General features: G+C 62.6%; 13 protein-coding genes. 2 read left to right on the top strand and 11 right to left on the bottom strand.

Translation table 11 applies throughout. The annotated features are described in order from the left end of the window. Nucleotides 1–3 precede the first annotated feature (3 nt). Nucleotides 4–717, top strand: coding sequence for an alanyl-tRNA editing protein (locus tag C5L14_RS16610; protein ID WP_105863129.1), 714 nt, complete (start codon nucleotides 4–6; stop codon nucleotides 715–717). Nucleotides 718–1,010: 293 nt separating this feature from the next. On the opposite strand, the gene C5L14_RS16605 is transcribed toward C5L14_RS16610, so the two are convergent. The 10 genes from C5L14_RS16605 to coaD all read right to left on the bottom strand — a co-directional run bounded on the left by C5L14_RS16605 (nucleotide 1,011) and on the right by coaD (nucleotide 10,968). Then, nucleotides 1,011–2,804, bottom strand: a complete 1,794-nt coding sequence (locus C5L14_RS16605; protein ID WP_105863128.1) for an ABC transporter ATP-binding protein — start codon at nucleotides 2,802–2,804, stop codon at nucleotides 1,011–1,013. A 456-nt stretch (nucleotides 2,805–3,260) separates the two neighbouring features. Next, nucleotides 3,261–3,893: a protein-methionine-sulfoxide reductase heme-binding subunit MsrQ gene (gene msrQ, locus C5L14_RS16600; RefSeq protein WP_105863127.1), complete on the bottom strand. Its 633-nt coding sequence runs from the start codon at nucleotides 3,891–3,893 to the stop codon at nucleotides 3,261–3,263. After that, the gene (gene msrP, locus C5L14_RS16595) at nucleotides 3,893–4,834 is read right to left on the bottom strand and encodes a protein-methionine-sulfoxide reductase catalytic subunit MsrP (RefSeq protein WP_105863126.1); all 942 of its coding nucleotides are present in this window, start codon (nucleotides 4,832–4,834) and stop codon (nucleotides 3,893–3,895) included. Before msrP ends, msrQ begins: the two co-directional genes overlap by 1 nt. A 125-nt stretch (nucleotides 4,835–4,959) precedes the next feature. Further along, complete coding sequence (gene dmeF / locus C5L14_RS16590) at nucleotides 4,960–6,222, bottom strand: CDF family Co(II)/Ni(II) efflux transporter DmeF (protein ID WP_210203249.1); 1,263 nt, start codon at nucleotides 6,220–6,222, stop codon at nucleotides 4,960–4,962. Beyond that, nucleotides 6,219–6,494: a metal/formaldehyde-sensitive transcriptional repressor gene (locus C5L14_RS16585; protein WP_105863124.1), complete on the bottom strand. Its 276-nt coding sequence runs from the start codon at nucleotides 6,492–6,494 to the stop codon at nucleotides 6,219–6,221. Before C5L14_RS16585 ends, dmeF begins: the two co-directional genes overlap by 4 nt. Before the next feature lie 180 nt (nucleotides 6,495–6,674). Further along, nucleotides 6,675–7,829 (bottom strand): tRNA guanosine(34) transglycosylase Tgt, encoded by a 1,155-nt coding sequence (tgt, locus tag C5L14_RS16580; protein WP_105863264.1) that lies wholly within the window; start codon nucleotides 7,827–7,829, stop codon nucleotides 6,675–6,677. Then, nucleotides 7,823–8,881, bottom strand: a complete 1,059-nt coding sequence (queA, locus tag C5L14_RS16575; protein WP_105863123.1) for a tRNA preQ1(34) S-adenosylmethionine ribosyltransferase-isomerase QueA — start codon at nucleotides 8,879–8,881, stop codon at nucleotides 7,823–7,825. The genes tgt and queA overlap by 7 nt, the downstream gene beginning before the upstream one ends. A 189-nt stretch (nucleotides 8,882–9,070) precedes the next feature. Beyond that, nucleotides 9,071–9,541 (bottom strand): peptidylprolyl isomerase, encoded by a 471-nt coding sequence (locus tag C5L14_RS16570; RefSeq protein ID WP_068295034.1) that lies wholly within the window; start codon nucleotides 9,539–9,541, stop codon nucleotides 9,071–9,073. Nucleotides 9,542–9,761: 220 nt separating this feature from the next. Then, the gene (locus tag C5L14_RS16565; RefSeq protein ID WP_105863122.1) at nucleotides 9,762–10,304 is read right to left on the bottom strand and encodes a peptidylprolyl isomerase; all 543 of its coding nucleotides are present in this window, start codon (nucleotides 10,302–10,304) and stop codon (nucleotides 9,762–9,764) included. A 145-nt stretch (nucleotides 10,305–10,449) separates the two neighbouring features. Beyond that, the gene (coaD, locus tag C5L14_RS16560; RefSeq protein ID WP_105863121.1) at nucleotides 10,450–10,968 is read right to left on the bottom strand and encodes a pantetheine-phosphate adenylyltransferase; all 519 of its coding nucleotides are present in this window, start codon (nucleotides 10,966–10,968) and stop codon (nucleotides 10,450–10,452) included. A gap of 409 nt (nucleotides 10,969–11,377) precedes the next feature. Here coaD and C5L14_RS16555 point away from each other — a divergent pair, with 409 nt between their 5' ends. Beyond that, a complete protein-coding gene (locus C5L14_RS16555) occupies nucleotides 11,378–11,659 on the top strand; it encodes a hypothetical protein (RefSeq protein WP_105863120.1) in 282 nt (93 codons plus the stop codon). Nucleotides 11,660–11,799: 140 nt separating this feature from the next. Here the strand turns inward: C5L14_RS16555 and gyrA are convergent, their stop codons facing one another. Beyond that, nucleotides 11,800–14,529, bottom strand: a complete 2,730-nt coding sequence (gene gyrA / locus C5L14_RS16550) for a DNA gyrase subunit A (protein WP_105863119.1) — start codon at nucleotides 14,527–14,529, stop codon at nucleotides 11,800–11,802. Nucleotides 14,530–14,847 lie beyond the last annotated feature (318 nt).

Raw genomic sequence — 14,847 nt, 5'->3', positions numbered from 1 at the left:
GACATGGCGACAGACCTGCTGTTCAGAGACGATCCATACAGACCTGGCGCCAGCGCAACGGTGATCGGACTGTCGCAACATGGCATCATCCTGGACCGCACCGTCTTCTACGCCATGGGCGGGGGCCAGCCGGGTGATGTCGGCACCATGACGCTGCCCGACGGGCGCACCATCGGCATTACAAACGCAATATGGAACGACGAGACCAAGACCGAAATCGCGCATGTCGTGCCGCCGGAAGGGCTGCTGCCGGCCGTCGGTGACACGGTCGAGCTGGCACTGGACTGGTCGCGGCGCTATGCTCGTATGAAGGTGCACACGGCCTTGCATCTCCTTTCGGTCGCTCTGCCCTATCCCGTCACGGGCGGATCCATCGGCGATGGCGAGGGGCGGCTCGATTTCGACATTCAGGATGCCGGCCTCGACAAGGAAGAGATCGCCCACAAGATCAATACGATGATCGGCCAGGGCGCCGAGGTCAGCGAACGCTGGATTACCGATGCGGAACTCGACGCCAATCCCGGCCTGGTAAAGACCATGTCGGTCAAGCCTCCACGCGGTTCGGGGGTGATCAGGCTGGTCGAGATCGAAGGCCTCGACCTGCAGCCCTGCGGTGGCACCCATGTCCGCAACACCGAGGAGATCGGCCGCATCGTGGTGACCCAGATCGAAAAGAAGGGCAAGCAGAACCGGCGGGTGCGGATCGCCCTGGCCTGATGGTCTGTCCGAAGCCAGCTGGCGCCATTGCTCGATCATGTGGCGCGCTCACGACGTCTCTGGCCAGAGAGGAGCGCAAAAACGTTGCCGTCTTCTTTCCAGGATAGCTCGGCGAGAAGCAGGAAGTAGTGATCAGAGTGAGCTGTTCGCGGCCAGCTGTGCTGAAAGTCGGCTCCGCTCGTGCCGAGATCATCGCTAGAGTTCTGGCTGAAAACGCTGTCTGATCGGCGTCATAGGATCAATCGTGAGGATGGGGCATCGTCGATGCCCCATCCTCATCTTGTCATGTCGTCTTACGCCGCCCAGCCCTTGGCGAGTTCCAGGGCTTGGCGCTCGAACAGGCCGCGATAGATGCCGTCGGGGTGGCGGATCAGGCTGGCGTGATCCCCCTCCTCGACGATCCTGCCCTTGTCGAAGACAAGGATGCGGTCCATCGCCTGAACCGTGGAGAGCCGGTGGGCGATGACGATGGTGGTACGGCCTGCCATCAGCCTTTCCATCGCCTCCTGGATCAGATGCTCGGATTCGGAATCGAGGCTGGAGGTCGCCTCGTCCAGGATCAGAACCGGCGCATCCGCCAGAAAGGCCCGAGCAAGCGCCACGCGCTGGCGCTCGCCGCCGGACAGCTTCACGCCGCGTTCGCCTACCATCGTGCCATAGCCCTTGGGCAAGGCCGATATGAAGGCATGCGCATTGGCGAGCCTTGCCGCGTGCTCGATTTCGGCCATGCTGGCCTGGGGCCTGGCATAGGCGATGTTTTCGGCCAGCGAACGGTGGAACAGGATGGGCTCCTGCTGCACGATGGCGATCCGGCTGCGCAGGCTGGCCTGCGTCACGTCGGCGATATCCTGCCCGTCGATGCTGATCCGGCCGGCATTCACGTCGTAGAGACGCTGGATCAGCTTCACGAAGGTGGTCTTGCCCGAGCCCGAGCGGCCTACCAGGCCGATCTTCTCCCCTGCCCCAATCTCGACGGAGAAGTCGCGGTAGAGGGCATCGGCATGGCCACCATAGTGGAAGGTGACATGCTCGAAGGCGATGCGGCCATCCGTGATCATGGCCGGCATGGCATCGTGCCTGTCCTTCACCCCCATCGGCTGGTCATGGAACGCCACCAACTCCTCCATGTCGTTCACCGAACGCTGGAGGTTATGGATATGCATGCCGATATCGCGCAGATAGCCATGCACGACCGCATAGCTGGTCAGGACCAGTGCGACGTCGCCGACGCTGGCCTGGCCACGCATCCACAACCACAGAACCACGCCCAGTACAGCGGCTCTCAGCCCCAGCAGGAACAGATTCTGCGCCGTGCCGGCATTGGTGCCGCGCATCCAGGTGCGATTGGTGCGCGAACGCCACTTGGCCAGCACCGCCGTCAGGCGGGCATCCTCGCGCGTTTCGCCGCCGAAGGCCTTGACCACCGCGTTGCAGGTGACGGCATCGGCGAGCGCGCCGCCCACGCGCGTATCCCAGCTGTTGGCGAGGCGTGCGGCGGGGGCGACATAGTTCACCGACAGCACCACCGTCATCGCCACGAAGGCGATGGAGCCGATGAAGACCACCAGGCCGAGGGTCGGCCAGACCGTGGCCAGCACCACCGTCGAGCCGAGCAGGACGAGGATGGAGGGAAGAATGGCCACCAGCAGCGTGTCGTTGAGCATGTCGAGCGCCCACATGCCGCGGGTGATGCGCCTGACTGTCGAGCCGGCGAAATTGTTGGCGTGCCAGTCGGTGGAGAAACGCTGTACCCGAGCGAAAGCTTCGCGGGCGACCGTGCTCATCATCCGCGTGGTCAGGATGGTGATGGCAAAGAAGAACAACTGCCGGCAGCCCACGGCGACCGCACCCAGGACCAGCATGGCGCCAAGAGCCCACCAAGCCTCGTTCGCACTGCCGAGGCCGGCAGTGACGGCGTCGACCATCTGGCCGGCATAAATCGGCACGACCACTTCGGCGACCGTGGCGACGCCGACGGCGATCACGATCAGGCTGACGAGATCGCCCTGGCTGCGCCAGTGATCAAAAGTGAATCCAAGCACAGCCGCCATGGGATTGCGGCCGGGCTCTTTGCGAGAAAGAGTCATGGGGGTAACCGGCGCAGCCCCGCGCCGTCTCCAAAATGCAAGGCGCGCACGAACGTGCGGCGCAAAATATGTTCAGGAAAATGACCCGGTGGGGTTTTCGGCGGAAAAGACGCGACCTAACGCGTCAGGATCTCATACGGCCGAACGTTCGACATGTGAGCGAGAATCAGAACTGTGGTCATGCAATTCTCCCTCATGCTGAGTGTGAACCGGGAAGGGCAAAATAGGTGGAGATTCGCGTCGAGGCAACCGATTTTTTCGGCCGATCCGATGTGCAGCTACCCCTCATCCCCCTACCGGGACCTTCTCCCGCAAGGGGAGAAGGCATCTCATCTGGCAGGTGGTGAACCATTTGAAAGCTGTTCCGCTGACGCGCCGTATCCCAATCCTGTTCCTTCTCCCCTTGCGGGAGAAGGTCCCGGCAGGGGGATGAGGGGCGGCAGCGCGTTGCTTGCATTACGTTGACGCAACCCGCCTTGCGCTTCTTGGGCGACGGTTGCCGATTAACGGCCACAGCAGGCGCCAGGCCAGCAGCACAAGCACGATCGCCGCATAGACCAGCGGCTCGATCAGCCAGACCTTCTTGATCATAATGAAATGCAGGGCCCCGAGTGCGATGGCGGGGTAGACGAGCTTGTGCAGTTTCGACCAGGCCTTCCCGCCGAGCTTGCGGATCGACCAGTTAGTGGACGTCAGCGCCAAGGGGACGAGCAGGACAAAGGCGGCCATGCCAATGGTGATGTAGGGCCGGCGCAGGATATCCTGAACGGCGGCATGCAGATCGAGGCCGCGGTCGAGCCAGAGCCAGACGCTCAGATGCAGCAGGACGTAGTAGAAGGCCACCAGACCGAGCGCGCGCCGGTAGCGCAGGAGGTTGATGCGCAGAAGCTGGCGCAGCGGCGTGATGCAGAGGCAGGCGATCAGGAAGCGAAGGGCCCACAGCCCCAGCCCCCATTCGAGCTGGGCCACGGGATCGGCGCCGATGCGCCCGGTGAAGGCGAGATAGAACAGCCAGACGGCCGGCAGCATGCCGACGATATAGATGAGCCATTTGAGTACGGCTTGCAGGCTGGCGCGCGTGAGCTGCATCAGTAATAGGCCTTCAAATCCATGCCGGCATACATCGAGGCCACCTGATCGCCATAACCGTTGAACATCAGGGTCGGCTGCCGGCCGGCCAGCAGACCGGCACCGATGCGCCGCTCGCTCGCCTGGCTCCAGCGCGGATGATCGACTTCAGGATTGACGTTGGAGTAGAAACCGTACTCGCTCGCATTCTCCAGGTTCCACGAGGTGGGCGGCTGCTTTTCGACCAGGCTGATGCGCACGATCGACTTGATGCCCTTGAAACCATATTTCCACGGCACGACCAGGCGCAGCGGCGCGCCGTTCTGGTTCGGCAGTGTTTCGCCATAGAGGCCTACGGCGAGTATGGTGAGCGGATTTAGGGCTTCGTCGAGGCGCAGCCCTTCGACATAGGGCCATTTCAGGGCCGGAAAGAAAGCCGATTGGCCCGGCATCTCCGAGGGGCGCACCAGCGTCTCGAAGGCGACGAACTTGGCGCTTCCCCGCGGTTCCGCCTTCTTGATCACGTCGGCCAGCGCGAAACCGAGCCAGGGAATGACCATCGACCAGGCCTCGACGCAGCGATGGCGGTAGATGCGCTCTTCGAGGCGGTAGGGCTTGACGAAATCCTCCAGCGCATAGGTCGCCGGCTTGTTGACGAGCCCATCGACCTTGACGCTCCAGGGCGTCGTGGTCAGCTTGCCGGCATAGGTGGCCGGATCGGCCTTGTCGGTGCCGAATTCATAGAAATTGTTGTAGCTGGTGATGTCTTCCAGACTGGTTTGCTTCTCGTCGGTGGAATAGACGCTCTTGGCTCCCGACAGCTTGGCCGCCTCGGCCGAGACCGGCAGAAGGGCTGCACCGGCAGCGGCTCCGATGCCGGCGAGAAAATGCCTGCGGTCGACATAGGCCTGCTTCGGCGTGACATGGGCCTCGGTGAGGTCGGGGGCATGGCGGATCAGCATGATCTTCCCTGGTCGATGGGCGTGGACTTACCCCCCTTATACGCCCGTGCCGTGGTCGATGTTTCTCACGATCGCGTAAGATCGTCGGTAAAATCGATGTGCGCGATCGTGATCGGCGCGTTACCTCAGGCAGCCGCATGCGCTTTCGGCTGAACCTCGATCGTGACATGCGAGAGCGAAGGAAACATCGCCAGCTTGCCGCGATAGAAGTCAGGTTCACGGGGATGGGCCGAGGCAATCGCCAGGATGGCCCCGAGATGACCGGGGCCGAGCCGCCACAGATGCAGGTCCGCGACCGTGTCGCCCTCCGCTTCGATCGTCCGGCGCATGGCGTCCGCCATCCGGCGGTCGGGCAGCATGTCGACCAGGATGCCGCCGGTGTCGCGGATCAGCGTATAGGACCAACTGAGGATTACGGCGGCGCCGACCAGGCCGGCGACCGGGTCCATCCAGCTCCAACCGGCCACCAAACCGAGCAGGAGACCCACGATCACCAATACGGAAACCGCTGCGTCGGCCATGACATGGGCAATCGCGGAACGCATGTTGTTGTCATGGTGCCCGCCATGGCTATGGGGTTCGGCGAAGGCCGTGGTCAGCTTTTCGTCACCGAGATCGAGCCTGACGGCGAAGGCATGGGGTTCGGGGATTTCCTCCCGTGATTCCAAATAGGCGCCGTGGTTGGCGAAGGTGAAGTGCTGTCGCGTGCCATCCTCCCGGATGGTCTCCAGGCCAATCCTATCGGCAGCCGGCATGAAGCCATGCGGAGCGTGCAGGCGGAAACGCGGCGGAACACCGTCCTCGAAGATGCGCAGTTCGAGCGCGCCGCCAGCCGTCGTAAGACGGCGATTTTCATCGTGATGGTGATGGCCGCCATGATCGTGTGCATGGCCATGCGGGTGATGATGATGGTGGTGGTGGTGGTGGCTGCCCCCGTTGAGCAGCCACACGCTGACGATATTCACGATCAGGCCCAGCACGGCGATGACGATCGCCTGGCCATAGTCGATCGGAACCGGGGCCAGCAGGCGCATCACCGCTTCATAGGCGATCAGCAGCGCGATCATCGCCAGGATGACGGCGCTCGTGTAGCCGGCGAGGTCGCCGACCTTGCCGGTGCCGAAGGTGAAGCGCCGATCGAACGCGTGCCGGCGTGCGTAGCGATAGGCCAGAGCCGTCAGGAGCAGGGCGCCGGCATGGGTCGACATATGCAGGCCATCCGCCATCAGGGCAATCGAGCCGTAGATGGCGCCGCCCACGATTTCCACGCCCATGGTCGCCACGCAGAGGATGATGACGGCCCAGGTCCGGCGTTCATTGGAATCATGGTCGGCGCCGAGAAAGACATGGCTGTGCTCGAAGGGAGCATTGGCGGTCGGCATGGTCATTTCAAGTAACTCCTGACGACATCGATCAGATGTTCGGCGGCTTCGCGACGGCCCGCTTCGTCGAGTCCGGGCGCCATGATGTGGTCACGGACATGGTCCTCGATGACTTCCGCCATCATGCCGGCCACCGAGCCCCTCACCCCGGCCAGCATGTGCATGATGGGATCGCAGCCCAGTTCATTCTCGAGCGCCCGCTCGATGGCCTCCACCTGCCCCCTGATGCGACGAACCCGCGCCAGCAGCTTGGCCTTTTCTTGGATCGTATGGCTCATGACAACCTCTATAGCATAGGGGGGTAGGGTATATCGATCAAAGGTCGACGGCAATGATTTCTTCCCGGCCGCGGGGAAGTCTCGTCCGCTCTTGAAAGCGACTCGCCAGGGAGAAGAAAGAGGCGGACGGCGCGACATGCACGCATGTCGCTGTGACGTCCGCGCACCCAGGAAGGGGTTCTACAGCTTGGCGATGTCGCCCCGCGCCCAGTTTTCCTTGGTCTTGGCCTTGAAATCGGCAAAGCGCCCCTCGGCGATGGCGGCGCGCATGCCGGCCATCAGATCCTGGTAGTAGGCCAGGTTGATCCAGGTCAGCAGCATCATGCCGAGGATCTCGTTGGCCTTGGTGAGATGATGCAGATAGGCGCGGCTGTAGTCGCGTGCGGCAGGGCAGGACGAGGCCTCGTCGAGGGGACGTGGATCCTCGGCATGGCGGGCATTCTTGAGATTGACCTTGCCGAAGCGCGAATAGGCCAGGCCATGACGTCCTGCCCGCGTCGGCATCACGCAATCGAACATGTCGATGCCGCGCGACACGCTTTCGATCAGGTCGTCCGGCGTGCCGACGCCCATCAAATAACGCGGCTTTTCACGTGGCAGATGCGGCTCGACGGTTTCGATCATGTCCAGCATCACGGCCTGCGGTTCGCCGACGGCAAGGCCTCCGATGGCATAGCCGGGGAAATTCATGCTCGAGAGAGCCTCGGCCGAGGCGATACGCAGATCGGGAATGTCGCCGCCCTGCACGATGCCGAAGATCGCCTTGCCGGGCTGGGTGCCGAAGGCGCTCTTCGAGCGCTCGGCCCAATCGAGCGACAGCCGCATGGCCCGCTCGATATCCTTGCGGGTCGAGGGCAGGCGCACGCATTCGTCGAGCTGCATGATGATGTCGGAATCGAGCAGGGTCTGGATCTCGACCGAGCGCTCCGGCGTGAGACGATGATGGGAACCGTCGATATGGCTCCTGAAGGTGACGCCGTTCTTGTCGAGTTTGCGTAGTCCCGCCAGGGACATCACCTGGAAACCGCCTGAATCCGTGAGGATGGGGCCTTGCCAACGCGAGAATTCATGCAGGCCGCCAAGGGCGGCCACCCGCTCCGCCCCGGGGCGCAGCATGAGGTGATAGGTGTTGCCGAGGATGATGTCGGCACCGAGATCCTTGACCTGGTCCACATACATCGCCTTGACCGTGCCGGCGGTACCGACCGGCATGAAAGCCGGCGTACGCACGCTGCCGCGCCCCAGATGCAGGGCGCCGGTGCGAGCCGTACCCTCGGTGGCATGGATGGCGAAGGAGACCTCGCCGGCGGTCGTCGTTTCAGGAGTTTTCAGCATGGCGCCCGCCATAGCAGACTGGCATCGCCATAGGAATAGAAGCGGTAGCCATCGGCGATGGCGTGGGCATAGGCCGCCTTCATGGTGTCGTAGCCAGCGAAGGCCGAGACCAGCATCATCAGCGTCGAGCGCGGCAGATGGAAATTGGTCATCAGGGCATCGGCCGTGCGGAATCGATAGCCCGGCGTGATGAAGATCGAGGTCTCGTCGGCGAAGGGCTCCAGCGTGCCGTCCGGCGCTGCGGCGCTTTCGAGCAGTCGCAGCGAGGTGGTGCCGACGGCGATGATGCGCCCTCCCCGCGCCCTGCCCGCATTGAGCGCCTGCGCCGTTTCGGCGGTCACGATCCCGAACTCGGCATGCATCCTGTGTTCGGAAAGATCCTCGCCCTTCACCGGCAGAAACGTACCGGCGCCGACATGCAGCGTGACGAAATGCCGGGCTATTCCCGCTGCGTCCAGCCTGGCGAACAGGTCGGGGGTGAAATGCAAGCCGGCCGTTGGGGCGGCGACGGCGCCGTCGGCCTTGGCATAGATGGTCTGGTAGTCCTCGCGGTCCCGCGCATCGTCCGCGCGCTTGGACGCGATATAGGGCGGTAGCGGGATATGGCCGACCATGGCGATCGCAATGTCGAGTGCAGCGCCTTTGAGCGAAAAGCGCAGCGTGACCTCGCCGCCTTCACCCTTCTCCTCGACATCGGCACTCAGATTTTCGCCGAACTCGATGGTGTCCCCCACGGCCAGGCGCTTGCCGGGCCGGGCGAAAGCCTTCCACTGGGCCGGGCCGAGGCGCTGGTGCAGCATCGCCTCTATGGCGGCCCCTGCCCCGCCCGGGCGGCGACGCAGGCCATCGAGCCTGGCGGGGATGACCTTGGTGTCGTTGAAGACGAGCATGTCGCCCGGACGCAGCAGCGTCGGCAGGTCGGATACGATGCGATCGGCGAGCGTGTTGCCGGCAGGATCGACTTCGAGCAGGCGCGCCCGATCGCGCGGCTCGGCGGGGCGAAGCGCGATATTTTCAGGCGGCAAATGAAAATCGAAATCGGAAACGCGCATGGTCAACGTTCGGGCAGACAATCTGGTCTTGCTTTGCCAGTGGGACGTCATTGCGAGCGAAGCGACGCAACCCGGAGGTCGTGAAGCACCGAGCCTGGATTGCTTCGCTGCACTCGCAATGACGTCGAAAACATGATGGGCACCACCGGATTTCTCCGGTGATGCCCGATCTCTTGCCTCAGAACGTGCTTAGGCGATATCGGCCTGAACGCGCATGGAGACGATCTTGTCGGGGTTCACCACCGGCTCGCCGCGCTTGATCTTGTCGACATTCTCCATGCCTTCCACGACCTTGCCCCAGACCGTGTACTGACGATCGAGGAACTTGGCGTTGTCGAACACGATGAAGAACTGCGAGTTGGCGGAGTTCGGCATCGAGGAGCGGGCCATCGAACAGATGCCGCGCACATGCGACTCGTCGTTGAACTCGGCCGGCAGGTTCGGATGCTTGGAGCCGCCGGTGCCGCGGCCATCGGGGCAGCCGGCCTGCGCCATGAAGCCATCGATCACGCGATGGAAGACGATGCCGTCATAGAACTTCTCGCGGGCGAGCAGCTTGATGCGCTCGACATGCTGAGGGGCGAGGTCCGGGCGCAGTTCGATGACGACACGGCCCTGCGTGGTTTCCATGACGATCGTGTTTTCGGGATCAGCGGCCATCGGCACGCTCCTTTCTATCGGAAAGCGGAGTGGAATGACGGCTAGATAGTCTCTGGCCGGCCTTCTTGCAATTGGCGAATTTTCATTGTCATCCCGGGCGCGCCGCGGCGCGAAGTGCCGCTGCCCAGATCCGGAACCGTAAGATGCGCATTATTTTGGAGCGCGGTCCCGCGTCTGCATTGCGCCATTTCATGCTGCAATGCGCACGGGATAACAGTTCTTACTTGGCCAACTGCATCTTGATGATCTTGTCAGGGTTGCTGACCATGCCGTTGTCGCTGGCATCACCCTTCTTGATCTTGTCGATGGCTTCCATGCCCGACACCACTTCGCCGACGATGGTGTATTGGCCATCGAGGCTGGCCTGCGGAGCATACATGATGAAGAACTGCGAGTTCGCCGAATTCGGGTCGGAAGAGCGGGCCATGCCGACCACGCCGCGCACGAACTTGGCCTTGTTGGTGAACTCCGCCTTGAGGTCAGGCAGGTCCGAGCCGCCGGTGCCGGTGCCGGTGGGATCACCGGTCTGCGCCATGAAGCCTTCGATGACGCGATGGAAGACGACGCCGTTGTAGAAGCCGCGCTTCACCAGCGCCTTGATCTGCTCGACATGCTTGGGCGCGAGATCGGGACGCAGCTTGATGGTGGCGCGCCCATACTGGGTGTCGAGATAGACCGTGTTGGCATCGGCCTGAGCAGCCTGGGCAGGGGTGACGGCGAAGAGACCGATCATCACGGCCAAAGCGGAAAGAAAACGAAGCAAGGATTGTCTCCCTCGAAGACGGAATGGATTGCGGGATTTTGCTCCAAGGCGTTTTGTGATTTGGCGGTCACGCCAGGAATCGCAAGGACGCGTCGAACCAAAGAGTTAGAGCAAACGAGCGTTTCCGTCTAAACGCGCTTTGCCCCTAGGGCTTCGATTTGGCGAACCGCGCCTTCAGGCGCCGCAGCACGCCCGCCGGCACGAATCCGGAAACGTCGCCGCCCATGGCTGCGATCTGGCGCACAAGCGTGGCGGTGATAGGGCGCACGATCGGCGACGACGGCAGGAAGACGGTCTGCACGCCGGGTGCCAGGGCGGCATTCATGCCGGCCATCTGCATTTCATAATCGAGATCGGTGCCGTCCCTGAGGCCGCGGATCAGCAAGGTTGCTCCCACACGCCGTGCCGCATCGACGGCAAGATCGGCAAAGGTAACCACGTCCAGCCGGTCGGGACCGAGCAACGGGCCGCAATCCTCGCGGATCATGTCCATACGTTCTTCGGCAGTGAACAAGGGTGCTTTGCCCGGATGAACGCCAATGGCGACCACCAGCCGATCGGCCACGGCCGCGGCATGCCGGATGACATCGACATGGCCGTTGGTCAGGGGGTCGAAGGAGCCGGCGTAGAAGGCCGTCCTGGGCGTGGTGTGGGCTGAGATCATGGCTCTCTCATTGTAAAGGCTTAAGCCGAATATCCAGGCAGCCGAAATGTTTCGTTTTGGTACACTTGCTGCCGATCACGGTGGCGAGGCCGGCTTGCCGGAACTTTGAAAATCACCGCCATGGTCGCCCGTCCAGGGAACTTTCTGGCCGACTCCGCATTGACTGAGGCACGACACAGTTCAAGCGAAATGCCCCGGAATTTGCAGTTCAACGGATAATTCTGACCCCAGAACGGTTGATGCACATGGCCCTCGCTATTCTCGTTTCCACCGCCGTTCCCGCGCAAAGCGGGCCCCGCGAGGACAGCGTGTGCGAAAGCGCACGGCGAGTCACGGTCGCATCATGGTTAATAGGTCATAAGTGATCAAACAAGGTTGAGACATACCTGAACTGATAGGATGCATGGCTATGACAACCCTTCGCCCAGCCCTGGCAATCGGTGCAAGCCTCTTCGCCCTCGCCGCCGCTTCTCTTCTCGACGTGGCCCGCATGCAGCCCCAGCAGGTTGCCGCCAGCCGCGGCGACAGGCTGAACGTTGCATCCCTCGCTGCCGATTGCAGCAAGAATTCAATCATTGCCGCCTGCGCAGGCGACGCCGCTGCCAAGCAGGCGATGCCGCCGGTGACGCTGATCCAGGTCTACCAGGAAACCGGCAAGACCACGCTGGTCAAGACCAAGCTGCCGCAGTGATCCCCATTATCCCTCGCATCGCCCGCAACCAGTGGTGATGCGAAGGCTTCCGCCCTCCAAGACCGCCGGTTCGGCTGATCGCAAAGCCCTTCCGGAACTTACAAACGGCACCCTTCGCGGGTGCCGTTTTTTTTCTGGGATTATTCCTCGCTGCCTTCCTCGTCCTCGTCACCTTCATCGCTGACGCGCTCGACGGAGACGACCTTTTCCCCTTCGGCGGTGTTGAAGACGATCACGCCCTGCGAACCGCGGCCGACGATGCGGATACCATCTACGGGACAGCGGATGAGCTGGCCGCCATCGGTCACCAGCATGATCTGATCGCTGTGCTCGACGGCATAGGAGGAAACCAGCTTGCCGTTGCGCTGGTTGACGGCCATGGCCACGATGCCTTTGCCGCCGCGGCCGGTGATGCGATACTCGTAGGACGAAGAGCGCTTGCCATAGCCATTTTCGGAAATGGTGAGGATGAACTGCTCCTCGGCCGAGAGTTGTGCATAACGCTCGGTGGAGATCTCCACCGAGGCTTCGCCCGTCTCCTCCGCCTCCTCGACGCCATTGTCGCCGTTCTCGATTTCGCCTGCCACCGCGCGCCGCATCTTGAAATAGGCAGCCCGCTCCTCGGGAGAAATCTCGCGATGGGCGATGATGTCCATGGCGATGACGGTGTCCTCGCCCTCCAGCTTGATGCCGCGCACGCCCATGGAGTCACGCCCCTTGAACACACGCACGTCAGGCACGGGAAAGCGGATGCACTGGCCCAGCGCTGTGGTGAGCAGCACGTCGTCGGCCTCGGTGCAGATCGAGACGTCCCGAATCTGTTCGCCCTCTTCCAGCTTCATCGCAATCTTGCCGGCGCGGTTGACCTGGACGAAGTCACTGAGGTCGTTGCGCCGTACCGTGCCGGACGATGTCGCGAACATGATGTGCAGCGTCGCCCACTGGTTCTCGTCCTCGGGCAGCGGCATGATCGAGGTGATACGCTCATCCGCCTCGATCGGCAGCAGGTTGATGAAGGCCTTGCCGCGGGCCTGCGGCGCCGCCAGGGGCAAACGCCAGACCTTCTCCTTATAGACGCGCCCCTTGGAGGAGAAGAACAGCACCGGCGTGTGGGTATTTGCCACGAACAGATAGGTGACGAAATCCTCTTCCTTGGTCTGCATGCCGGAGCGGCCCTTGCCGCCGCGGTGCTGCGCCCGATAGGTGGAGAGCGGCACACGCTTGACATAGCCGGCATGGGACACGGTCACCACCATGTCCTCGCGCTGGATCAGGTCCTCGTCCTCGAAATCGGCGTCTGAATCGAGAATTTCGGTCAGGCGCGGCGTGGCATGCAGCGCCTTCATTTCCTCGAGCTCCGTGCGGACGATCGCCATGATGCGGGCGCGGGAGCGGAGAATATCCAGATAATCGCGGATCTGGTCGGCCAGCGTCTGCAACTCGTCGCCGATTTCGTCGCGGCCGAGAGCCGTGAGGCGAGCCAGGCGCAGTTCCAGGATGGCGCGGGCCTGGGCATCCGAGAGGCGGTAGGTGCCGTCCTCGTTCATCGGGTGCTTGGGATCGTCGACCAAGAGGATCAGCGGCGCGATGTCGCCCGTCGGCCAGTCGCGGCCCATCAGGGCCTCGCGGGCCGTGTTCGGGTCGGGGCTGGTGCGGATGATGCGGATCACTTCGTCGATATTGGCGACGGCGGTGGCAAGGCCGCACAGGATATGGGCGCGGTCGCGCGCCTTGCTCAGCAGATATTTGGTGCGGCGGCTGATCACCTCCTCGCGGAAGTCGACGAAGGCCGAGATCATGTCCTTGAGGTTGAGCAGTTCGGGGCGGCCGCCGTTCAGCGCCACCATATTCGCGCCGAAGCTCGTCTGCAGCGAGGTGAAGCGGTAGAGCTGGTTCAGCACCACTTCGCCGACCGCATCGCGCTTGAGCTCGATGACCAGGCGCATGCCCTGGCGGTCCGACTCGTCCCGCACTTCGGCAATGCCCTCGATCCGCTTCTCGCGCACCAGTTCGGCGATGCGTTCCTGCAGCGTCGCCTTGTTGACCTGGTAGGGAATGGCAGTGACGATGATGGCGTCGCGATCCTTGCGAATTTCCTCGATCGTGGCGCTTGCACGCATGATGATCGAACCGCGCCCGGTGTTGTAGGCCGAGCGGATGCCGGAACGGCCGACGATGGTGGCTGCGGTCGGGAAATCGGGCCCCGGTATCAGTTCCATCAAATCGTCGATGGTGATGGCCGGATTGTCGATATAGGCCAGACAGCCGTCGATCACCTCGCCCAGATTGTGGGGCGGGATATTGGTGGCCATGCCCACGGCGATGCCGCCGGCGCCGTTGACGAGCAGGTTGGGAAAACGTGCCGGCAGGACCGTCGGCTCTTCCTTGGTGCCGTCATAGTTTTCCTGGAAGTCGACGGTGTCCTTGTCGATGTCGTCGATCATCGCCACGGCGGCCTTCGACATGCGCGACTCTGTATAGCGCATCGCCGCCGGAGGATCGCCGTCCACCGAGCCGAAATTGCCCTGCCCGTCTACCAGCATCAGGCGCATGGAGAAGGGCTGGGCCATGCGGACCAGGGCGTCATAGATCGATTGGTCGCCATGGGGATGATATTGACCCATGACGGCGCCGACGATGTTTGCCGACTTGACGTATTTGCGGTCGGGCGTGTGGTTGTTCTCGTACATGGAATGCACGATGCGCCGATGGACTGGCTTCAGGCCGTCACGCACGTCCGGCAGAGCGCGGCTCACGATCACGCTCATGGCGTAATCGAGATAGCTGCGCCTCATCTCGTCGGTGATGGAAGTCGAGCGGATGTCGGACGGTTCCCCGTCATCCGGTCTCTTGTCGTTTTCGTCAGTCAATGCACGGCCTCAAACCGATTCTGCGGCGTCCTCATGACCAAGTCACGTTTTGGCAAACGCTTCTTGCTCACGCTCTTCGTTCTCGACGCGTCCTAAAGCAAAGGGCCTTCAAGCATGAACGCCAATTTGCTCCAGCTCCTTGTTTCGACGCGTCCTTGCGATCTGAAGTCGTCCATTCAAATCGCAAAACGCTTTGGCGATTCTCAGTGATTCCATTAAATCGCCAAACGCTTTAGCCCATTCCGCCCCCCGGTGCCACCCTGGCGCTCCCGGTGCCAACAGCATTCTTCGATTTGTCTTTCAAAGGGTTATTCGTGA

Origin of the sequence: Labrys okinawensis (assembly GCF_002982075.1) — a bacterium.
GTDB classification, from domain to species: Bacteria; Pseudomonadota; Alphaproteobacteria; order Rhizobiales; family Labraceae; genus Labrys; species Labrys okinawensis_A.
Note: the sequence above shows the minus strand (reverse complement) of the source record. Positions and strands in the feature narration are given on the sequence as shown.

Excerpts from the sequence above, each read along its gene's own strand:
- C5L14_RS16610 (WP_105863129.1), top strand. The coding sequence starts at position 4 with ATGGCGACAGACCTGCTGTTCAGAGACGATCCATACAGACCTGGCGCC.
- C5L14_RS16605 (WP_105863128.1), bottom strand. The coding sequence starts at position 2,804 with ATGACTCTTTCTCGCAAAGAGCCCGGCCGCAATCCCATGGCGGCTGTG.
- msrQ (WP_105863127.1), bottom strand. The coding sequence starts at position 3,893 with ATGCAGCTCACGCGCGCCAGCCTGCAAGCCGTACTCAAATGGCTCATC.
- msrP (WP_105863126.1), bottom strand. The coding sequence starts at position 4,834 with ATGCTGATCCGCCATGCCCCCGACCTCACCGAGGCCCATGTCACGCCG.
- dmeF (WP_210203249.1), bottom strand. The coding sequence starts at position 6,222 with ATGACCATGCCGACCGCCAATGCTCCCTTCGAGCACAGCCATGTCTTT.
- C5L14_RS16585 (WP_105863124.1), bottom strand. The coding sequence starts at position 6,494 with ATGAGCCATACGATCCAAGAAAAGGCCAAGCTGCTGGCGCGGGTTCGT.
- tgt (WP_105863264.1), bottom strand. The coding sequence starts at position 7,829 with ATGCTGAAAACTCCTGAAACGACGACCGCCGGCGAGGTCTCCTTCGCC.
- queA (WP_105863123.1), bottom strand. The coding sequence starts at position 8,881 with ATGCGCGTTTCCGATTTCGATTTTCATTTGCCGCCTGAAAATATCGCG.
- C5L14_RS16570 (WP_068295034.1), bottom strand. The coding sequence starts at position 9,541 with ATGGCCGCTGATCCCGAAAACACGATCGTCATGGAAACCACGCAGGGC.
- coaD (WP_105863121.1), bottom strand. The coding sequence starts at position 10,968 with ATGATCTCAGCCCACACCACGCCCAGGACGGCCTTCTACGCCGGCTCC.
- C5L14_RS16555 (WP_105863120.1), top strand. The coding sequence starts at position 11,378 with ATGACAACCCTTCGCCCAGCCCTGGCAATCGGTGCAAGCCTCTTCGCC.